The organism is Streptomyces bullii, assembly GCF_042657145.1.
Classification (GTDB): Bacteria; Actinomycetota; Actinomycetes; order Streptomycetales; family Streptomycetaceae; genus Streptomyces; species Streptomyces bullii.
This window is the reverse complement of the sequence record NZ_JBHSNY010000002.1, coordinates 696279-712294: the sequence shown is the minus strand read 5'-3', so window position 1 is coordinate 712294 and position 16016 is coordinate 696279. Positions and strand designations below refer to the sequence as shown.

The following is a 16016-nucleotide window of genomic DNA, read 5'->3' as shown; positions in this document are numbered from 1 at the left end:
AGGTACAGGGCGCGCATCAGATGCCGCCGCCCTGGACGCCGGTGCCGAAGCAGGGCGTGCAGGGCTGCCACGTCTGGACGGTCTTGCCGTCGTGACTGTGGTCGACGACGCGGCCCTTGGCGCCGCCGCAGCTGGGGCAGGTGCGCTGCTGCGGCTGGGGCGCAGGCTCGTTGGGGGTGGCCATCACACGGCCTCCGCGACCTGGCGCAGCAGTGTGGCGTACTCGCCGTGGGTGATGATCGGGCCGGTGTCCGGGAGCAGCTCGGCCGCCTTGTCGGAGGCTTCGTCGGCGACGGCGGTCGGCAGCTCGTGCAGCTGCGTGGCAACGGCGACGTTGAACGCGCGGCGGAGGCCGACCTCGGTGAGGAGGCGCCGGCGGTTGCTGAGGCGCTCCATCTCGTCGGCCATGCAGTCGAGGACCTGGCGTACGTACGACGGGCCGGGCAGTGGGGTGGGCTGGTCTGGGGGCTGATCGGTACGGTGTCCCATCAGGGCCTGCCTCTTCGATCGCTTCGTGGTGGGCCTGGCCCCGACCGGCAGGGTGAGAGCTCCGGTCGGGGCCGTTGTGCATCAGCAGCGCGGGGCTGCTTGTTGCGACTGTAGGGGTCCCCTACAGTGAGCGCAAGCGGCCCACCGGATGAAAGGGCCGGGATGAGCGACGAGGAGGTGCGCCGCGTGTCGGACGCCCTTGACGCGGTCGAGCAGATCGCGGACTTGGAGCAGCGGGTCAGGGCGAAGAGTCAGGTGATGGCTGCCCAGGCCGAGCGCAACAAGGAGTGGTCCCGGGAGCGGGACGAGCTGATCCGTCACCTGAACAGCGAGGAGGGTCTGTCGTACCGGCAGATCGCGGCGCGCCTCGGGGTCAAGCTGAGCACGGTGCAGGCGGTGTTCCGTGGCTACAAGGGGTCGGGGACGACGCGGCCGAAGAGGGTGGAGGGGTAGCGGTGGATGATCTCGTGCAGTGGCTGCGCGCCCAGCTCGACAAGGACGAGCGGATTGCGCGGGCGGCCGGTGGCCAGTGGCGCGAACTCTCGGGGAACTGGGTGGCATCCGAGGGGGATCACCGTGTCGCGAGGTGCTGGTCGCTGATGAGCGTGCGCACATCGTGCGTCATGATCCGGCGCGGGTGCTGCGCGAGATCGACGCCAAGCGGCAGGTGGTTACGGGGTACGTCAAGGCCATCGAGACAATGGAGGAACTCGCCCTCCTTCGTGAGCGAATGAAGGCCAGCGGTCAAGACACGTTCATGACGGAGATGGAGCGGGTGTCCGCCATCCATAGGCGGGACGTACTGAACGGTGTGCTGCGCCTGCTCGCCCTGCCGTACGCGGACCGGCCCGGCTACCGCGAGGAGTGGCGACCGTAGCCACGTCGCACCCGCTCAGCCCCTGTCTCGCGGGTCGAGGCGGGGGTTTCCTCATGCCCGGCCTAGGATCCCTGCACGTGGCACACACCTTCGAAGAGCTCGTGGAGATGCAGCGTGCAGCCGACGCGGCGCACGCCACCGTTCAGCGGCTCCAGATCGAGTACGGACGCCCCACTCAGGCCGAGTGGGCCGATGAGCAGACCGCCGCCTGGCAGGCCGCCTGGCGGGCGTGGCTCGACACCGCCGTGACTCTGCAGGCCGCCATCACCGGCCACGCGAAGGAGCAGGGCGTCGCGCGGAACCAGGTCGAGGCTGATGTGAAGAAGGCCGCTCGGCACCCGGACGAGGAGTAGCCCCGCGTGCACTCACGCGGTCCCGCCCGCAGGCTGGATTCATCGCGACGCAACCGGGTCACCGTGGAGCCAGGCGAGCCCCCGCACGGATCGAATGCGGGGGCTCTGGCCTGTCCGGGATGCATGCCCGGAGAGGCCCGGGGGGACACGGTTCGAAGGAGGCTCAGCGGCAATGCGAGTCGAAATAATGCGGCAGGCTGCCGACGTGCTGATGGACGTCCCTGGCGACGCCCAACGGGAGATCGTCGACCTTCTCGACGCCGCAGCTGTGCCCCCGTTCCCGAGGCCGGGGGCAGTGGCCGCAGCGTTCGGCCCGTCGTGCTGGGTGGAGTACATCGTCCGTGGTGACGTGCTCGAAGTCCTCGACGTCGGGTGCCTCCGGTGACTCCGGCGCCGCGGTGGTGGCTCTGCTCGGGCCAGCGCGTGCGCCTGGCCCTGCGTGCGCGCACGCTGGTGGCATGGCCTCGGACCGCCCCGTTGTCGTCTATCCGCCCGACGAGCAGGGCGGCCGGCGGGTGCGCGTGAACGGCGAGATCATGGGCCGGGCGTACAGCCTGCACGACCTGACCGTGTTCTTGCAGCGCGCGGGTCTGGAAGGGTGGGATGAGCTCGACGTTGCCGGGTCGGAGTTGATCGAGTGGCGGGGCGGCGGGCCGGAGACGTGGGAGCACTGACCCTTCCGGTCTGCCCGGGTCGGGACGTATGGTCTTGCCCCCGCGAAGGGGCGCCGGGGGAGGCGCCACGGCCCGCCGGTCCCAGGGGTACGGGACGGCGGGCCCCTTGCTGCTCACCGGCTGATGGCCACCCAGACGACGACGGCCAGGGCGGCCACGAGGACCGCTCGGCCAGCCAGACGGAGCACGAGGCGCCGCTGGCGCGCGCCCGCAACAGCCTTCACCGACCTGACCTCGCTGTGCCGGTACGAGAACCGGCCCCCGCCCTCGATCCTGATGGACAGGCCCCGCTCGCCCTGCCCGAGGAACACACCCCGCGTCGGTCCCGGGATCGCCCACGGGTGCAGCTCCAACGTGACCTCCTTGCCCTCCAGCTCGGAGCGGTTCGGGAGTTCGTACGCGCTCATGCCGCGATCACCCCGCCCTCCGTCCAGACCGCGCCGCACCCCGTGCAGTGCGCGACTGGCGTACGGCCCTCCCCGCCGTGCACGTCGATCCGGCCGCCGCAGTCGTGCAGCTGCTCCAGCGTCTTGCGCTGCGCGGCGATGTCCAACGCGCGCTCGACACGCTCGGCAGCGCCGGCCGCGACCGTGCCGATCCGGCGCTCCTCGTCTTCGGTGATCCGCCGACACGGGCCGGGCGCGCGCTCGACCCGGGCCAGCAGCCAGAGTGCGGCGTACGACGCGGTTCGCTCGCCGGTGTACTTCCAGCGGCGCGGGTCCTGCTGGTCGGCGAGCGCCAGCTGGGTGCGGCGCTGCCGGTCCTCGTGGGCGACGCGGGCCTCGCGGAGGCTGCCGTACGTCGTGCGGTCGACCTTCCTGGCCGCAGGCATCGGGATCGGTGCGCGCTGTGCGGCCGCGGCGATGTCGTCGGCGCACTGGACGAGCGCGGCCTCGACGACGCGCATGGTGTCGAGGATGTGCAGGCGGACCGGGACGGGCCGGTCGCCGAGCTGGATCGGGTCGCGTTCCAACGAGCGGAGGTAGGCGGCCTGGTGGCGTTCGTACTCCAGCTGCTCGGCGTCGGCTTGGTCGAGGCGGGCGAGGTAGCCGCGGAGGCCGAGGCCGAAGGCGCCGATCTGGCTCGGGGTGCCGGCGGCTTCGTGGAGGTCGGTCCAGTGGAGGGCGATGGTGCGGAGGTGGGTGGCGGTGGTGGTCATCGTGGCTCCGTGGTGCTGGTGGGGCGGTACGGTGAACAGCACCGGATGGGGCGTGCCTTGGAGCTGGGGAGTTCGTGGGCGCGCCCCTTCGACATGCTCAGGCGGTCGTGGGCTGCTCGGCTGCTGCGGTCTCGACGGCGGGCTCGTCGGGGTAGACGCACCGCTTCTCGTCGAAGTCCCAGAGCGTGCCGGGCATGTCGCAGTCGGGGCCGATGCGGTGGGAGTCGAGGAACACGTAGCGGCGGGCGATGTCCATGTGCGGGTCGCAGGCGAGGCCGACTTCCCTGTCGGTGTTCCACATGATGTGCCAGGTGGCTTCGGCGGGGCAGTCGGTGCCGGGGTTGTCGCCGGGTGAGTGACCGCACTTCCGGGGGCGGGAGTCGACGATCCGGCCGAGTGGGGCGAAGGGCTGCATAGTCACTTCTCCTTCGCCAGTTCGGCCGTGTGCGCGGCGATGTGCGCGTACTTCTCCTCGGTGGTGTGGCCGTCCCACAGCGCGCGGACGTCCAGCGCGCCGACCCGCTCGACGTGCTCGAACAGGTCGGCGTCCCGGGGGCTGATGTGCCAGGAGCACTGGCGGCCGCCGATGGTGAGGTAGACGATCTGCCATCCGGGCTCGTCGATGTCCGGGGCGTAGGTGATGACCGCGCCGTCGGTCATGGCGGCGAGGAGGGCTACGAGGTGGGCGCGTTCGCGGTACGCGCCGTCCCGCTCGATGGTGAGCTGGTTGATGTCGCCCTGCTGGTCGAGGAGCTTCTGGGCGGCGGCGGTGTGGTCGGTGTACTGGGCCATGGGTCAGTGCTCCTTGGGCTGGTCGGTGACGGGGCCACGCATGTGCGTCTGCGGGCACTGGTGCGGGCGTTCGGGGGTGGCGGTGGTCCAGGTGCGGCAGCCGTCGCAGTGGTCCCAGCCCTCGGCGGTGATCTCGGCGTAGCTGTACGGCGTGCCGTCGGAGTGGGTGGGGCGCTCGCGCTGCTCCCGGATGGGCGGGCGGATCGCCTCGCGCAGCTCGACGAGGCGAGCGTCCCACCAGCGGGCGATGGACGTGCCGAGCGGCGGCGGCCCGGCTTTCACCCACTGCTCGTACAGGGCGATGACGCGGGTGACGTCCTGCTCGGCGGAGCGGTGGAGAGCAGCGAAGACGCGGGTTGTCGTCTCGCGCTCGGTCGCTTCCGTTGCGGCCGGGCCGGACACGACGCGCTGCACTTCGGCTTGAACCGCGCCCGCCACCACTCCGACCACCGCGTCGAAGTTGATGAACTGAGCGCTGGGCAGGGCACGAAGCGCGTCGCGGACTGCCCTGCGTAGACGGTTCTCGAGGTCAGAGGGCGTCTGATCGGTCACTTCTTCCTCCGTGCTGCGCGCGCGGCCGCGCGCCTCGTCTCGCGGTTGGGCTTCGGCAACTCGCGCCAGCCGAACGGGGACTCGCCGTCGTCCAGGTCGACGACCATCTCGCCGAGGCTGATCAGCTCGGTGTTCCAGGTCGCGCCGGGGTTGGGCGTGTGCTCGCCGCGGGGCAACGACGACGGGCCGGTCACGCGGCGCTCCTCGTGTCCTGGTCGTCGGCGGGAAGCGCGCGCCGTCTGGCCGCAACGTGCTCGGCGAGGATCCGCCGGTGATCGGCGTAGCAGCGGCCGGCGCACCAGGCGAAGAAGGCGGAGGCGTAGAAGCCGGGGATGACGAGCCAGGGGACGCCGCTGAGGGCGACGGTGTAGAGCGCGGCGGCGAAGAGAAGGGTGGCGGCGGTGATGCTGGCGCGGGCGTAGAGGAGGCTTCTGGTCACAGGTAGCTCCCGGTGGGGATGGTGTGGGCGGTGCGGAGTTGGGTGATGCGGGCGCCTTGGTCTCGGAGGTCGGCGAGTTCGGCGCGGCGCATGTCGGTTCGGGTGGGCGTGCGGTCGCTGGGCTCGTAGTCGTCGGTCCAGTCGGGTTCGCAGTCGAGGGCGAGCTGCTCGACGCTCACCGCTTCACCGCGGGGTCGATCAGGTCGGCTGCGAAGTCCATGACCTTCGTCGCCTGCACTGCGCCGCGGGTGTCGTCTCGACTCGACCGGATCCGCTCGGCGAGGTGGTAGGCGTAGCTGTCGACAGCGAGCGCCATCTCGTCCTCGCTGATGTCCTCGTGCCGCATGGCGATCAGGTAGGCGCGAGGGTCGTGGGCGTGCTCGGCCCGGCAGCACCGCTTGTCGGATAGGTGTACCTCGTTGTCGGCGAAGGCCTGGACGATGGCGGGGTCGTCGAGGAACTCCTCCAGGGACTCGTCTTCGGTGTCCCAGTCGCCGTCCTGGAGGCCGCCGATGAGGTCGCCGAGGACCTTCCGCTTGGTGTCGTCGGGTGCGCCGGCCTGCTGGAGGGCGCGGGCGACGGGGTTGAAGATCTGGTTGGCGCTGGACCAGCCCATGTCAGGTGTCCTTTCGGTGGGTGATGCGGGTGTGGAGGGCGCGCCCGGCCCGGCCGAGGCCGAGCAGGGCAGCGGAGATGAACGGGGCGAGGACGATGCCGATGCCGAGGCCGCCCATCAGGAGGAGCCACCGTTGAGGGCGCGGGCCACAGCGAGGGCGTGGTTCGTGGCTGTGATGGCGGGGAGGGCGTCCATCAGGTCGGCGGTCTGATCGAGCCAGTTCGCGAGTGGGCGGCGAACTTCCTCGTCGATGCCGATGGCGGGGCCGCCTCGGTGGATCGGGTTGCGGAGGGCGAAGGCTGCGCTGCGGAGTTCCTCGGCGGGGTTCATGCGGCTTCCTCGTAGTCAGGTCGGGTGCGACGAGCGAACAGGCGGGCCCGGAGCCGGTTGCGGGCCCAGGACGGGCCTTCGAGGCCGCGCCACAGGGCGCGTACGGTCCAGCAGACGATGACGATCACGGCGTGCAGGGCGAGCGCCGCGGCGAGGGACACGAGGACCAGCCAGACGAGGAAGGCCCAGCCGAGGGTGATGGCGGTGTCGATGGCTTCGGCGATCACGAGGTGGCTTCCTTCCGGGTGAGGCGTCCCGCGACGACAGCGGCCAGCACGAGCACGGCCACGCCGACCGCCCACAAGGGCGTGCCGCTCTCGATCGCGCCAGCGGTCAGGAGCCCCCACGGGAGGGCGGTGAGCATGAACGCCTGCGGCAGGGTGAGCCGGTGGGCGATCTCTACGGTGCCGATAGCGAGGCCGAGCGCGGCTGCGGCGATGAACATCAGGGCGATCACGACTGCGCCCCGTCCTGCTGCGCCTCGACGAGCGCACGGACGGCTGCGCGGTAGCGGCGGGCCTTGGCCACGGTGGCGTCGTCCCAGCCGTGCCGCTCCTGCATCTCCTCCAGTGCGCCGTGCGTGCAGGTGTCGTCGTGCTCGGTCTGCTCGCAGTCCCAGCCGCAGAGGACGGCCCAGATCCAGGCGTCGACGCGGTACTGGCCCCAGTCGCGGCTGCTGGTGGCGATGAGGGTGTGGAGGCCGTCGAGGGCGGCAGCAAGGGTCTCGTCCTGCTGGGGCTGGGTGGGCTGCGCCTCGACGGCGGCGAACTGGTGGCCCGCGCGCCAGCCTCCGGGGCACTCGGTGCAGCCGCTGATGTTGTGCGCTGCCTTGCCATGGCCGCACCGTGAGCATGGCTCGCACACTGGCTGCGCCTCGACGGCCATACGGCGCAGCACAGCCCGGTTCACCCCGGCTCGGAACGTGCCATCGTCGAGCGGGTAGACGGCGACGGTGTCCGACCAGTGGAAGCCGCGCTCGTCGATGTGGTCGCCACGGTGCTGCGCGGCACGGATGCACAGGCGCGGGCCGGATTCGTAGTTGCGGTTCTGAGCGCTGCACTCAGCAGCCGGGGCGTCGGCGGCTTCGTTCAGGACGGCGGCCCGGTCCACCGGCGCGCCGGGCTTCCGGGTCGCTGCCTCCCGCCAGCGAGCGATCACCTCGCGCGCGGCACCTGGCGTCAGGTAGTCGCCGCAGTCGCACGCGAGGCAGACGTCTTCGAAGTGCTGCTGCTCGGTGTGCCCGCAGATGCAGAGAGCAGCGTGGCCAGTACGCAGCAATTCCGCTTCAGCCTCGGCGCGGTCGGCGCGCTGACGCTGCTTGTCGTATCCCTTGCCGAGCCGTTCGAGGCGCCCGCGGTAGATGTCGACGTCGCGCGCAGCATTGTTGGCGCGCGCCTCGGCCAGGTCGGCGCGGGAGGACTCGCGGGTGCAGAGCCGCTCGAAGCGGGCGCGTTCCTGCTCGGCCCACTCGGCCTCGGTGAGGTCGGCGCGCTGCTTGACTGGCGCGGCGGCCCGGTCCACCGGCGCGGGCAGCACCGCCAACACCGCATCGGCGAAGGTGCCGAACTCTGCGTCGTCCAGCTCGTCGACGCTCCGGCCGGAACCGGTCTCGTCGAGGAACTGGCGGGCGATGGCGAGGCGGATGCGGTCGCGAAGCGCAGCCCGCTCGGCGAGGTACGCCTTGAAGTCGGCGACGGCCCGGCGGTCGCCGTCGCTCATCCGGTAGTTCGGGTTGTTGCCGCATGCGGGGCCGGTCGGCCGGTGGCTCATGGTCACGCTCCTGGTGGGTGTGGTGTGATCGGGGGTGCGGCCGCCCGCGGTACGAGCGCGGGCGGCCGTCCTGCTGTTCACGGCGTGGCCGGCAGCTCGTCCAGCGCGTCACCGATCCGGTGGGCGAGGCTCAACCGGCGCGCGGCCAGCTCGCCGTTCGTGTCAGCGGTGTGCTCGGCACCGAGGAGGAGGCAGTCGACGACCTCGGCGATGTCGTCCGGGCCGAGGCCGGTCAGGTGCAGTGCCATGACGGTCACCGGCCCGTCTCGGTGGGGTTGGCGAGTTCGAGGAGCGCCGCGGCGTGGCAGTGGTCCGGCTGGCCGGGCTCCGGGAGCGGGCACCAGCACATGAGGTCCCGGCCGCCGAGTTCGCGGCGGAGAGTGGCGAGAGTGTCTGCGTCGTACTCATAGAGTCCGAACGGTCCGATGTGGAGCTCGAACAGGCGGGTGGCGAATGCGGCAGCTTCTTCCCAGGTTGGGAACAGATGCGGGCCACCGCGCAGGGCGCTTGATCCAGCTTCCTCGGTCTCGACGCGCCACGGGGACTGTGCGCGGCTGACGACGGTGAACGGGTTGCCCCAGCGGGTGCCGCGCCCGACGTAGACGGCGCCGGCGGGTGCGCGCCAGCCCTTGAGGCGGCGGCGCTGGATACGGCGGGGCTGGCCGAGGGCGATCTGACGGGCGGCCATCAGGCTGCGACCTCGTCCTGGTCGACCACACCGACCGTGCGGCGCAGCTCCTCGTGCTTCTCGTCGACCGTCTCGCAGAGCACGCGGCCGTCCTTCAGCTCGTCCCAGCCGGAGCCGACCGCACCGTCGACGGCGTCGCCGAGGGACGGGAAGTGGTGGTCGTACTCGGTCTCGTCGTAGCGGTAGCCGCAGGCCGCGCACGTCACGGTGATGCAGGTGTGCCGCTCGAACCCGGCGGGCAGCTCGACGGGCGTCTGCCAGACCATCCGCCGGCCGTTCGGCATGGCATCCTCACGCGGCCTGTCGGCGTGCAGCTCCTCGCTGCTGTGCGGGGTCAGCGCGCACAGGAACGCCCCGTCAGGCGACGGCACGTTGCACAGACCGGGGATGGGCTGCGGAGCGTTGCTGGCGACCCAGAGCCGGACGGGGCGCTCGATGTCGTCGAGGGCCGCGTTGCCCCGCCCGACGGCCCGGTCGTACTCGGGGCTGTCGGAGGCGGCTGCGGCGGCTCGGCGTACGGCGTGGTCGTAGGTCTTGGCGGGGGCGGTGACCTCGTTCATGAGGGCCATCAGGGCGAGGTGGCGGTCGGTGGTCATGTGCTTCTCCGTGGGTGGGTGTGGGTTATCGCGCGGGGCTGGCCGTAACCGGATGCGCCCGCGGGCTCAGGCGGCGCCGTGGTGGCTGTCGCTCTCGGGGTGTGTGGGCCTGTCGGGGTGGCTGCCGGTGGCGGGGTCGCAGCCGAGGTGGGTGTCGTATCCGCGGTTGGCCCAGTCCTGGCTCATGGGGCGTTCGCAGATGGTGCAGATCGGGCGTTTGTCGTCCGGGGTCTCGGGGTCCCCCTCCGTACCTCCCCCCGCCTTAGAGGCGGGGCGGGGGGAGGGAGGTCGGGGAGGGACGTCCCCCGGGGCTCCCCCGGGGGTCGGGGGGAGGTGTGACCTGGGGGTTTCTGTGGTCTCCCGGGAACTCCCCCCTTGATCGTGGGGGAGTTCGCTTTCAAGATCGCGGGGGAGGTTCGGGGGGAGGTCATTTCGGGCATCCCGAACCTCGTCGAAGGAGTCCCTCCGCTTGCGGATCCGGACCGCTTCCTCGACCTTCTCCTTGCGCATCTGGATGCCGTACTCGGTGCACCACCTGATGACCCGGGGACTGCCCCACTTGAGCGGCACCTGCGCCTTGTCGAGCACGGTGACGAGCCACTCCGGGGTGCCCTTGATGAGCTCGGCCGGCCGATGGTCGAGGGACTCCAGAACGACGCTCGTGACGGGCCGCCCGTCGGGCTTGGCTTCGCCGTCAAGGGTGATGACCTTCAGCCCGAACTGAAGGTCGCCGCCTTCCTCGTCGTCCTTCTGCTTGCCGACCTTGACGGTGACGACGATGTTCTTGGCGTTGTCGCCCTTCTTCGACACGTGCAGTTCCGACTGCAGGGCGCCCTTGGCGGAGGAGGAGCCGCGGCCGTGCTCGCCGACGTGCCCGGTGTGGTGGATGACCAGGACGCAGGCCCCGGTGGCGCGGCGCAGCTCTTCGATGCGCTCGACGACGACGCCGAGTTCCTTCGCAGAGTTCTCCTCGACACCGACGGAGATGCGGGCCTGGGTGTCGATGACGATCATCTGCGGTTGCAGGCGCCGCATCGCCTCGATGAGGGTGTCCCACTCGGGGCTCATCGCCTGCACTGGGCGGGGCAGGAAGAGGACGTTGTCCATCTTCAGCCCGTAGTGCTTCTCCCAGGCGCGGACGCGTTTGCGGATGCCGCGGGCGCCCTCGGCGACGAGGTAGACGACGGTGCCCTGGCGGACGTAGTGGCCGTGCCACTTCATGCCGGTCCCGATGTGGCCAGCGAGGTCGATCGTGACGAAGCTCTTCATGTGCCCGGACGGGCCGACGATGCGGGCGAGGGAGTCCAGGTGCAGCAGGTCACCGACGAGGGGCTCCAGCGTCGGCATATTGTCGAGGCTGGAGGCGTCCAGGAGCTCGGCGAGCAGGGCGTCGGCGGGGTCGCCGGAGCGGCCGGCGGCGCGCTCGGCCTGCCGCTTGAGGTAGTCGTCGATGAAGGTGACGGCCTGGCCGGGTTCGGCGTCGGGCTCGGTGGCCTTCTGGACGATGAGGCGGCCGAGTTCGGCTTCGGCGCGGAGCTCGGCGCGGCGGCGGACCTCCGCCGCGTAGTACATGGGGTCGCCGCCGTAGTCGCCGAGCTGGGCGACGTAGCCGATGCCGCCGGCGCGGCGGAGCTCTTTGCGCTTCTCCAGTTCCAGGCGCAGCGAGATGGGGTTGACGGGCTGGCCTTTGTCGTACAGGTCGCCGAGGACGTCCCAGATCAGTTCGTGGGCGGGGAGCGCGAAGTCGGTGCGGGAGAGGGTGCCGCGGACGGCGGGGATCTGCTTGGGCTGGTGCATGCAGCCGCCGAGGACGTACCGCTCAGCGTCGTGCTGCTCGGGGCCGTCGTGGTCCGCCTGGTCGCGCGGCATGTGGCGGACGTTGTCCACGGGCGTTCTCCTAGAACAGGGTGGTAGGCGGGCATCTGTGGTCGGCGAGGTGCGGGTGCGGGCAGTCGGCGGGGTGCCAGGGGGTGAGCCAGACGAGCCGGCCGGGCCCCGTTCCGCCGGGGCGGAGGCACCAGATGAGCCGGTTGGGGCCGCGGGCCTCGGCTTGCTGCTCGGGGGTGAGCGGGGTGAGGTCTGCGGTGACCTTGAGGGCGGCTCGGTCGCCGACGAGCTGGCGGAGGATGGGCGCCCGGCACGCGGGGCAGCGGGAGTCGGCGCCGCCCCGCGGCCGGGTCGTCATCACGCCTCGCTGCTGGTGCCGACGAGGAGGCCGGAGCCGTGCTTCAGGACGTCGTTGGCGCGGGTGACGTCGGGGTCGAGTTCGGCGTCGAGGGTTCCGCCCTTGGTGCGCAGCCGGTACAGGCCGCGCTGCAGTTCGCGGAGCCGTTCGTCGGAGAACTCGTCGGGGGCGATCTCGATGCCGACGATGCGGACCTTCACCGAGGGGAACTTGTCCTCGTCCGGGCCGGGCTCGGTGCGTTCGGCGTGGGCGAGCTCGACGACGGCCATCCAACGGCCCTTGCGCTGGCGGAACATGTCGAGGGCGTGGTCGGCGAGGGAGTCCTTGACGTCTTCGAGAACCTTGCTGTCGAACTTCACGTCGGGCATGCGGTGCCTTTCTCGATGGTGTTGCGGTGAGCTGCGGTTGTGGGTCCCGGGCCCGCCCTCGGGGGGAAGTGGGCGGGCCCGGGGTGGCGGCCGCGGCGTGGGGGCGCCGTCAGGTCGGCCGCCGGTCGGGTGGTCAGGTGTTGTGGGCGATGACCTTCATGAGGCCCATGGCGAAGCGGGCCCGGTCGTGTTCGGGCATGTCGGGGTGGAAGGCCATGTGGAGGCGGATGAACGGGCCGTCGGCGTTGTCGAGGGTGACGGTGTGGTTCGTGGGCTCCAGGCCGTCGGCGCCGAGGCTGACGGCCCACTCGGACACGTCGACAGCGCCGTTGATCAGGTCGTGGATCTTCCGCTGTGCCTGGTCGTACTGGTCCTCGTCCAGGTCGTCCCAGCAGGGCGAGCCGGGGGCAGGCATCAGGCCGCCGTGGTCCGGGTCCACGACCTCGTAGCGGACGAACCGGCCGCTCATCTGTTCTCCGACGCCCATGAAGTCCGGGTCTTGGGTGAGGGTGGCGTGCTGGCGGGCGGCCTCGGCGCGGAGGTCGTCGTCGGTGTACGGGCGGTCGGTCATGTGGTCTGTCCGTTCTGGTGGTCGACGGCGGCCTGGGCGGCGCGGTAGGCCTGCGGGTTGGAGCGGCGTTTGCCGCTCGCGATCGCTCGGGCGTCGTGCACCCGGCTGTCGTTGAGCGGGCTGGGGGTGGTCCAGGCGCTGGCGGGCATGCCGGGTCCGGGCGGCACCTCGGGTAGGCCCTTGAGTGCGTTCGGGGTGTGGGCCGGGCAGCGGAGGCCGGTGAGGTACTCGCGTACGTCGTCGGTCGCGTGGCAGTGGCGGCGTTCGACGCCGATCCAGTGGGTGCACTTCATGCCGCCGCCCTTGTCGTGCCGGTGCGGCGGAGCCGGTTGTCGGCGTCCGTGTTGGCCTGTCGGCACGGGGCGCAGATCTCCGTCTTGTCCCGCAGGTGCTTCTGGTAGCCGCTGCGGGTGCCGCACTTGGCGGGCTCCTTTTTCTTCGCCGGGGCTTTGGGCGCGGTCATGCTGGTCTTGGCGCGGCTGGTGAAGCGGCGGCGGCGCTGGCGGAGTTCCTGCTGGCTCATGCCGCCCCAGACGCCGTTGCGTTCGCCGGTCTGGATGGCCCAGTTGGCGCATTGCTCGCGGACGGGGCAGGCGGCGCAGACTCGGCGGGCCGCGTTGACCTGGGCGCGGGCGTGGTTGCCGGTGGAGAAGAAGGCGCGGGGGTCCATGCCGGCGCAGGCGGCGTGCTGGAGCCAGTCGGTGTTGGGGATCATCGGGTGGTCACCGCCTCGCGGTCCGGCCACTGGCAGCCAGCCAGCGCCGCACGGTGCCCGGCCGGGACCTCGGTGAGCGGCTGGCCGAGCCAGTCCAAGCCCATCGCCCGCAGGACCAGCGCGTCGGCCTCGTTGTCGTCAGCGAGGATCGCCCCGTACCGGCGTTGGGCGGCGTCCAGGACGGCGGCCTTGCGGCTGCCGCCGTTGCCGGTGGCGTACTTGGCGCGAGACATCGGCGGGATGACGGCGACAGGGATGTCCCGGGCGCACAGCCCGTCGACGATGAGCCACCACAGGCCGCCGCGGTCCCAGACGGAGCCGCCGACGGAGTGGTGGGACGGGCCCTCGACGCAGGCGAGGTCGACGTCGCCAACTTCGGTGAGGACGGTGTCGAGGATGTGCCGCATGCGGGTGCGGCGCTGCAGGATCGTGTCCTTGCGGCGGCCCGTGGTGGGGACGGTGGTGGTGCCGCCGAGGGTGGCGATGCCGGTGCCGGTGAGGCTGATGTCGAGTCCGGCGACCCGGTAGCGGGGCCGGGGCCCGGCCGCCGTTGTGGCGGCCGGTGCCTCGGTGTCGAAAAGTGTGGGTGCGGTTGTCACATCGCCCCCTCTCTGGTCTGGTCGGCGAGCGGGTCGGGACTGGGGTTGCGGCAGTCCATGCAGATCAGCTCGCGGGTGATGTGGGTGCGGGCGTGGAGCGTGACCCGCCGCTCGGTGGCGCACAGGGCCGCGGTCTTCTCCAGGGCCTCGATGGGGCGCAGGATCGGGCGGCCGGCGCGGTGCCGTCCGGTCGGTGCGGGCCGCCAGTACCAGCGGGCGGTCGCGGTGGCGAGGACGAGCGAGCCGAGGATCGACGCGGCCCCTAGGATGATGTTCGCGTTCACGCCTCGGCCCCCTTGCGTCCGCCGTCATTCCGGGTCTGCTGCCAGTACCGGCCGTCCAGCACGGCGGAGTCGTTGAGGCCGAGCGCGTCGTCAAGGCGAGCCTGGAGCCGGTCGGTGTGCCGGGTCTCGACCCACACGGCGTTCATCCACCGGGCGCACGCGCGCAAGGCGCGCTCCAGGCGTCGCTCGATTTGGGCGGTGTACTCAGGGTCGGACTCGGTCAGCCGTGACAGGCGGCGACCGAGTTCGAGGTTCCGGCCAGCCAGGCGCCGGTTCGCGACGTCGGCATCGACGAGCTGGCGCGCGATCTGCCGCCGGTTGAACACCGCGGTGTCGGCCCGCTGCTCGAACTTGTCCGCGCGCTCGCGCTGCCGGTCGGCCTCGGCGCGGGCGGCCTCGTAGCGGCTACGGAGGACGAACGGCCACTTCACGATGGCTCACCCGCCTCGCGCTGTGCCGGGATCAGCGGCCACGAGCCGTCGATCACCTTGTTGGGGTCGCCGCCCTGCTCCGGCGTCGCCTTCGTGCGGAACCACTCCTGCAGGCCGGCCTGCTGCTCCGCCCGCCACGCGCGCTGAGCGGCGAACAACTGGGCGGGGCCCATGTCGTTGAGCTGGGGGTACCGCTCGAACTGCGCCTCTGTGATGAGCAGGGCGGCGAGCGCGTCGGCCTCGGCGGTGTGCCAGTCCTCCAGCTGCACGCCGTACCGCTCGGCGGTGGGCTTGAGCTTCCGCATGCCCTTGCCGCGCAGCCGCTGGACGCACTGCCGGTCGATGACGTGCGGGTCGAGCAGGGGCAGCGGGCGCAGACCCACGCGCTCCTCGACGGTCGGCAGCCCGTTCCGAACGAGGTCGTAGTGGAGGATCGACCAGTCGAAGGACTGGTTGAACGCGACGACCGGCATCCCCCACTCGATGGCCCGGGCCAGGTTGGTGGCGATCTCGTCGAGGGCGGTCTTGGGGTCCTGGCCCTCGGCCTGCACCTTGGCGTCGTCGATGCCGTGCACGGCGGTCGCCTCGGGCGGGATCGGGATGCCGGGGTTGATGAGCCAGGAGAAGACGCGGTCTTCGCGGCCGCCGCCGCGGACGATGAACGCGGCGGTGACGATGCGGTCTTCGAGCGGGTTGGGGCCGGTGGTTTCTGTGTCCCAGGCGGCCTTGCGGACGGAGGCGAAGGTGCTCACTCGGCACCCCCTGCGGCGCGCTCCTTGCCGATGCGGACGACCATCTCGCCGATCGGCTCCTCGTCGCCCACCTCATTCGTGACCAGCGCGCCCAACTGGCGGGTGGTGCGCAGCTCATAGTGGATCTGCCGAAGTCGCCCGGCGCTGGTGTGCGGGTTGCAGATCTCGTCGAGGTAGCTGGCCGCCGGCCGGACCGGAGCCTCGCCGCGCTCGATGTTCGACTCGTCGCTGTCCGGTGCCCCGGTCGGGATCAGGCCGCCGACCAAGAGGGCGACGCGCTGCGCGATCGTCTGCGCCTTCGCGGTGCCCTTGTCGGCGTAGTCGAGGGCCTCGCCCTCGGACTCCATCTCGAAGAAGTCGCCCTTGGGCCCGTAGATCCGCCAGGTGATCAGCGTGGTGGCCTCGCGCATCGGTGTGCCCTTGCCGCTCTTGGCGTCCCGGTGGGATGGAACGACGCGGTGCGGGATGACGGAGACGCCGTGCTTGAGGGTGATGGGCCCGAAGGCCGCGACGACGCGCTCGTAGCCGCGGAAGTCGTACTTCTTCTTGCCGTTCTCGACGTAGGCGTCTCCCTTGCCGATCCACGAGATGTCGCGGCGGACGCGAAGCCAGGCGATGTGGACGGGCACCATGTCCCAGTCCTCGCCGTCCTTCGGGACGTAGTCGCTGAGGTCGGGCAGCGGCTCGGCCGTGGTGCCGGTGTACTCGTCGGATTCCGTGTCGCCCGTGGCGACGGTGCGGCCGGCGGCCGCGGCTGCGTTCTCGCGCAGGCCCAT

33 protein-coding genes and 1 pseudogene are annotated in these 16016 nt (G+C 71.4%); 5 read left to right on the top strand and 29 right to left on the bottom strand.

Features of this window, described 5'->3' with window-relative positions:
* Positions 1-16: 16 nt before the first annotated feature.
* Positions 17-184, bottom strand: coding sequence for a hypothetical protein (locus tag ACFPZJ_RS07525; RefSeq protein WP_381018847.1), 168 nt, complete (start codon positions 182-184; stop codon positions 17-19).
* The gene (locus ACFPZJ_RS07520) at positions 184-489 is read right to left on the bottom strand and encodes a hypothetical protein (RefSeq protein ID WP_381018846.1); all 306 of its coding nucleotides are present in this window, start codon (positions 487-489) and stop codon (positions 184-186) included. The genes ACFPZJ_RS07525 and ACFPZJ_RS07520 overlap by 1 nt, the downstream gene beginning before the upstream one ends.
* Positions 490-651: 162 nt before the next feature.
* Between ACFPZJ_RS07520 and ACFPZJ_RS07515 the strand changes: the two genes are divergently transcribed.
* The 5 genes and pseudogenes from ACFPZJ_RS07515 to ACFPZJ_RS07495 all read left to right on the top strand — a co-directional run bounded on the left by ACFPZJ_RS07515 (position 652) and on the right by ACFPZJ_RS07495 (position 2393).
* Positions 652-942 (top strand): helix-turn-helix domain-containing protein, encoded by a 291-nt coding sequence (locus tag ACFPZJ_RS07515; RefSeq protein WP_381018844.1) that lies wholly within the window; start codon positions 652-654, stop codon positions 940-942.
* 2 nt (positions 943-944) lie between these two features.
* A pseudogene (locus ACFPZJ_RS07510) lies at positions 945-1366 on the top strand (DUF6221 family protein).
* A gap of 77 nt (positions 1367-1443) precedes the next feature.
* Positions 1444-1719, top strand: a complete 276-nt coding sequence (locus ACFPZJ_RS07505) for a hypothetical protein (RefSeq protein WP_381018843.1) — start codon at positions 1444-1446, stop codon at positions 1717-1719.
* Positions 1720-1924: 205 nt separating this feature from the next.
* Positions 1925-2104 carry a hypothetical protein gene (locus ACFPZJ_RS07500; RefSeq protein WP_381018841.1) on the top strand — a complete coding sequence of 60 codons (180 nt, stop codon included), beginning with the start codon at positions 1925-1927 and terminating at the stop codon, positions 2102-2104.
* 73 nt (positions 2105-2177) lie between these two features.
* Entirely contained in the window at positions 2178-2393 is a 216-nt protein-coding gene (locus ACFPZJ_RS07495) for a hypothetical protein (RefSeq protein WP_381018839.1), read from the top strand.
* A gap of 113 nt (positions 2394-2506) precedes the next feature.
* Here the strand turns inward: ACFPZJ_RS07495 and ACFPZJ_RS07490 are convergent, their stop codons facing one another.
* The 27 genes from ACFPZJ_RS07490 to ACFPZJ_RS07360 all read right to left on the bottom strand — a co-directional run bounded on the left by ACFPZJ_RS07490 (position 2507) and on the right by ACFPZJ_RS07360 (position 16016).
* The gene (locus ACFPZJ_RS07490; RefSeq protein ID WP_381018837.1) at positions 2507-2800 is read right to left on the bottom strand and encodes a hypothetical protein; all 294 of its coding nucleotides are present in this window, start codon (positions 2798-2800) and stop codon (positions 2507-2509) included.
* Positions 2797-3552 (bottom strand): hypothetical protein, encoded by a 756-nt coding sequence (locus ACFPZJ_RS07485; protein ID WP_381018835.1) that lies wholly within the window; start codon positions 3550-3552, stop codon positions 2797-2799. Before ACFPZJ_RS07485 ends, ACFPZJ_RS07490 begins: the two co-directional genes overlap by 4 nt.
* Before the next feature lie 97 nt (positions 3553-3649).
* On the bottom strand, positions 3650-3973 hold the full coding sequence (locus ACFPZJ_RS07480; RefSeq protein WP_381018833.1) for a hypothetical protein: 324 nt from the start codon (positions 3971-3973) through the stop codon (positions 3650-3652).
* Entirely contained in the window at positions 3970-4344 is a 375-nt protein-coding gene (locus tag ACFPZJ_RS07475; protein WP_381018831.1) for a hypothetical protein, read from the bottom strand. The genes ACFPZJ_RS07480 and ACFPZJ_RS07475 overlap by 4 nt, the downstream gene beginning before the upstream one ends.
* Positions 4345-4347: 3 nt before the next feature.
* Positions 4348-4896, bottom strand: coding sequence for a hypothetical protein (locus ACFPZJ_RS07470; RefSeq protein WP_381018829.1), 549 nt, complete (start codon positions 4894-4896; stop codon positions 4348-4350).
* Positions 4893-5090 carry a hypothetical protein gene (locus ACFPZJ_RS07465; RefSeq protein ID WP_381018827.1) on the bottom strand — a complete coding sequence of 66 codons (198 nt, stop codon included), beginning with the start codon at positions 5088-5090 and terminating at the stop codon, positions 4893-4895. The genes ACFPZJ_RS07470 and ACFPZJ_RS07465 overlap by 4 nt, the downstream gene beginning before the upstream one ends.
* The gene (locus ACFPZJ_RS07460; RefSeq protein ID WP_381018826.1) at positions 5087-5335 is read right to left on the bottom strand and encodes a hypothetical protein; all 249 of its coding nucleotides are present in this window, start codon (positions 5333-5335) and stop codon (positions 5087-5089) included. The genes ACFPZJ_RS07465 and ACFPZJ_RS07460 overlap by 4 nt, the downstream gene beginning before the upstream one ends.
* A complete protein-coding gene (locus tag ACFPZJ_RS07455; protein ID WP_381018825.1) occupies positions 5332-5514 on the bottom strand; it encodes a hypothetical protein in 183 nt (60 codons plus the stop codon). Before ACFPZJ_RS07455 ends, ACFPZJ_RS07460 begins: the two co-directional genes overlap by 4 nt.
* The gene (locus ACFPZJ_RS07450) at positions 5511-5951 is read right to left on the bottom strand and encodes a hypothetical protein (RefSeq protein ID WP_381018823.1); all 441 of its coding nucleotides are present in this window, start codon (positions 5949-5951) and stop codon (positions 5511-5513) included. The genes ACFPZJ_RS07455 and ACFPZJ_RS07450 overlap by 4 nt, the downstream gene beginning before the upstream one ends.
* A 117-nt stretch (positions 5952-6068) precedes the next feature.
* Positions 6069-6281: a hypothetical protein gene (locus ACFPZJ_RS07445; protein ID WP_381018821.1), complete on the bottom strand. Its 213-nt coding sequence runs from the start codon at positions 6279-6281 to the stop codon at positions 6069-6071.
* Positions 6278-6508, bottom strand: coding sequence for a hypothetical protein (locus ACFPZJ_RS07440; RefSeq protein ID WP_381018820.1), 231 nt, complete (start codon positions 6506-6508; stop codon positions 6278-6280). Before ACFPZJ_RS07440 ends, ACFPZJ_RS07445 begins: the two co-directional genes overlap by 4 nt.
* Positions 6505-6738, bottom strand: coding sequence for a hypothetical protein (locus ACFPZJ_RS07435; protein WP_381018818.1), 234 nt, complete (start codon positions 6736-6738; stop codon positions 6505-6507). The genes ACFPZJ_RS07440 and ACFPZJ_RS07435 overlap by 4 nt, the downstream gene beginning before the upstream one ends.
* A complete protein-coding gene (locus ACFPZJ_RS07430) occupies positions 6735-8051 on the bottom strand; it encodes a hypothetical protein (RefSeq protein WP_381018816.1) in 1317 nt (438 codons plus the stop codon). The genes ACFPZJ_RS07435 and ACFPZJ_RS07430 overlap by 4 nt, the downstream gene beginning before the upstream one ends.
* A gap of 77 nt (positions 8052-8128) precedes the next feature.
* A complete protein-coding gene (locus tag ACFPZJ_RS07425; protein ID WP_381018815.1) occupies positions 8129-8299 on the bottom strand; it encodes a hypothetical protein in 171 nt (56 codons plus the stop codon).
* Between the two features lie 5 nt (positions 8300-8304).
* A complete protein-coding gene (locus tag ACFPZJ_RS07420) occupies positions 8305-8739 on the bottom strand; it encodes a DUF4326 domain-containing protein (RefSeq protein WP_381018813.1) in 435 nt (144 codons plus the stop codon).
* Positions 8739-9335, bottom strand: a complete 597-nt coding sequence (locus ACFPZJ_RS07415) for a hypothetical protein (protein WP_381018812.1) — start codon at positions 9333-9335, stop codon at positions 8739-8741. The genes ACFPZJ_RS07420 and ACFPZJ_RS07415 overlap by 1 nt, the downstream gene beginning before the upstream one ends.
* A 66-nt stretch (positions 9336-9401) precedes the next feature.
* Positions 9402-11222 carry an AAA family ATPase gene (locus ACFPZJ_RS07410; RefSeq protein ID WP_381018810.1) on the bottom strand — a complete coding sequence of 607 codons (1821 nt, stop codon included), beginning with the start codon at positions 11220-11222 and terminating at the stop codon, positions 9402-9404.
* 10 nt (positions 11223-11232) lie between these two features.
* The gene (locus ACFPZJ_RS07405) at positions 11233-11520 is read right to left on the bottom strand and encodes a hypothetical protein (RefSeq protein WP_381018809.1); all 288 of its coding nucleotides are present in this window, start codon (positions 11518-11520) and stop codon (positions 11233-11235) included.
* The gene (locus tag ACFPZJ_RS07400; protein WP_381018807.1) at positions 11520-11888 is read right to left on the bottom strand and encodes a hypothetical protein; all 369 of its coding nucleotides are present in this window, start codon (positions 11886-11888) and stop codon (positions 11520-11522) included. The genes ACFPZJ_RS07405 and ACFPZJ_RS07400 overlap by 1 nt, the downstream gene beginning before the upstream one ends.
* A 133-nt stretch (positions 11889-12021) precedes the next feature.
* On the bottom strand, positions 12022-12459 hold the full coding sequence (locus ACFPZJ_RS07395; RefSeq protein ID WP_381018805.1) for a hypothetical protein: 438 nt from the start codon (positions 12457-12459) through the stop codon (positions 12022-12024).
* Positions 12456-12752 carry a hypothetical protein gene (locus ACFPZJ_RS07390; RefSeq protein ID WP_381018803.1) on the bottom strand — a complete coding sequence of 99 codons (297 nt, stop codon included), beginning with the start codon at positions 12750-12752 and terminating at the stop codon, positions 12456-12458. Before ACFPZJ_RS07390 ends, ACFPZJ_RS07395 begins: the two co-directional genes overlap by 4 nt.
* Positions 12749-13174 carry a WhiB family transcriptional regulator gene (locus ACFPZJ_RS07385; RefSeq protein WP_381018802.1) on the bottom strand — a complete coding sequence of 142 codons (426 nt, stop codon included), beginning with the start codon at positions 13172-13174 and terminating at the stop codon, positions 12749-12751. Before ACFPZJ_RS07385 ends, ACFPZJ_RS07390 begins: the two co-directional genes overlap by 4 nt.
* A complete protein-coding gene (locus ACFPZJ_RS07380; RefSeq protein WP_381018800.1) occupies positions 13171-13773 on the bottom strand; it encodes a hypothetical protein in 603 nt (200 codons plus the stop codon). Before ACFPZJ_RS07380 ends, ACFPZJ_RS07385 begins: the two co-directional genes overlap by 4 nt.
* On the bottom strand, positions 13770-14057 hold the full coding sequence (locus tag ACFPZJ_RS07375; protein WP_381018799.1) for a hypothetical protein: 288 nt from the start codon (positions 14055-14057) through the stop codon (positions 13770-13772). The genes ACFPZJ_RS07380 and ACFPZJ_RS07375 overlap by 4 nt, the downstream gene beginning before the upstream one ends.
* On the bottom strand, positions 14054-14488 hold the full coding sequence (locus ACFPZJ_RS07370) for a hypothetical protein (protein WP_381018798.1): 435 nt from the start codon (positions 14486-14488) through the stop codon (positions 14054-14056). The genes ACFPZJ_RS07375 and ACFPZJ_RS07370 overlap by 4 nt, the downstream gene beginning before the upstream one ends.
* The gene (locus ACFPZJ_RS07365) at positions 14485-15240 is read right to left on the bottom strand and encodes an exonuclease domain-containing protein (protein ID WP_381018796.1); all 756 of its coding nucleotides are present in this window, start codon (positions 15238-15240) and stop codon (positions 14485-14487) included. Before ACFPZJ_RS07365 ends, ACFPZJ_RS07370 begins: the two co-directional genes overlap by 4 nt.
* Positions 15237-16016: an ERF family protein gene (locus ACFPZJ_RS07360; protein WP_381018794.1), complete on the bottom strand. Its 780-nt coding sequence runs from the start codon at positions 16014-16016 to the stop codon at positions 15237-15239. Before ACFPZJ_RS07360 ends, ACFPZJ_RS07365 begins: the two co-directional genes overlap by 4 nt.

What these genes read in the sequence shown, in the direction of transcription:
- ACFPZJ_RS07525 (WP_381018847.1), bottom strand. Translation starts at nt 184, where the DNA reads ATGGCCACCCCCAACGAGCCTGCGCCCCAGCCGCAGCAGCGCACCTGC.
- ACFPZJ_RS07520 (WP_381018846.1), bottom strand. Translation starts at nt 489, where the DNA reads ATGGGACACCGTACCGATCAGCCCCCAGACCAGCCCACCCCACTGCCC.
- ACFPZJ_RS07515 (WP_381018844.1), top strand. Translation starts at nt 652, where the DNA reads ATGAGCGACGAGGAGGTGCGCCGCGTGTCGGACGCCCTTGACGCGGTC.
- ACFPZJ_RS07495 (WP_381018839.1), top strand. Translation starts at nt 2,178, where the DNA reads ATGGCCTCGGACCGCCCCGTTGTCGTCTATCCGCCCGACGAGCAGGGC.
- ACFPZJ_RS07490 (WP_381018837.1), bottom strand. Translation starts at nt 2,800, where the DNA reads ATGAGCGCGTACGAACTCCCGAACCGCTCCGAGCTGGAGGGCAAGGAG.
- ACFPZJ_RS07485 (WP_381018835.1), bottom strand. Translation starts at nt 3,552, where the DNA reads ATGACCACCACCGCCACCCACCTCCGCACCATCGCCCTCCACTGGACC.
- ACFPZJ_RS07475 (WP_381018831.1), bottom strand. Translation starts at nt 4,344, where the DNA reads ATGGCCCAGTACACCGACCACACCGCCGCCGCCCAGAAGCTCCTCGAC.
- ACFPZJ_RS07450 (WP_381018823.1), bottom strand. Translation starts at nt 5,951, where the DNA reads ATGGGCTGGTCCAGCGCCAACCAGATCTTCAACCCCGTCGCCCGCGCC.
- ACFPZJ_RS07445 (WP_381018821.1), bottom strand. Translation starts at nt 6,281, where the DNA reads ATGAACCCCGCCGAGGAACTCCGCAGCGCAGCCTTCGCCCTCCGCAAC.
- ACFPZJ_RS07430 (WP_381018816.1), bottom strand. Translation starts at nt 8,051, where the DNA reads ATGAGCCACCGGCCGACCGGCCCCGCATGCGGCAACAACCCGAACTAC.
- ACFPZJ_RS07425 (WP_381018815.1), bottom strand. Translation starts at nt 8,299, where the DNA reads ATGGCACTGCACCTGACCGGCCTCGGCCCGGACGACATCGCCGAGGTC.
- ACFPZJ_RS07420 (WP_381018813.1), bottom strand. Translation starts at nt 8,739, where the DNA reads ATGGCCGCCCGTCAGATCGCCCTCGGCCAGCCCCGCCGTATCCAGCGC.
- ACFPZJ_RS07415 (WP_381018812.1), bottom strand. Translation starts at nt 9,335, where the DNA reads ATGACCACCGACCGCCACCTCGCCCTGATGGCCCTCATGAACGAGGTC.
- ACFPZJ_RS07405 (WP_381018809.1), bottom strand. Translation starts at nt 11,520, where the DNA reads ATGACGACCCGGCCGCGGGGCGGCGCCGACTCCCGCTGCCCCGCGTGC.
- ACFPZJ_RS07400 (WP_381018807.1), bottom strand. Translation starts at nt 11,888, where the DNA reads ATGCCCGACGTGAAGTTCGACAGCAAGGTTCTCGAAGACGTCAAGGAC.
- ACFPZJ_RS07395 (WP_381018805.1), bottom strand. Translation starts at nt 12,459, where the DNA reads ATGACCGACCGCCCGTACACCGACGACGACCTCCGCGCCGAGGCCGCC.
- ACFPZJ_RS07390 (WP_381018803.1), bottom strand. Translation starts at nt 12,752, where the DNA reads ATGAAGTGCACCCACTGGATCGGCGTCGAACGCCGCCACTGCCACGCG.
- ACFPZJ_RS07385 (WP_381018802.1), bottom strand. Translation starts at nt 13,174, where the DNA reads ATGATCCCCAACACCGACTGGCTCCAGCACGCCGCCTGCGCCGGCATG.
- ACFPZJ_RS07360 (WP_381018794.1), bottom strand. Translation starts at nt 16,016, where the DNA reads ATGGGCCTGCGCGAGAACGCAGCCGCGGCCGCCGGCCGCACCGTCGCC.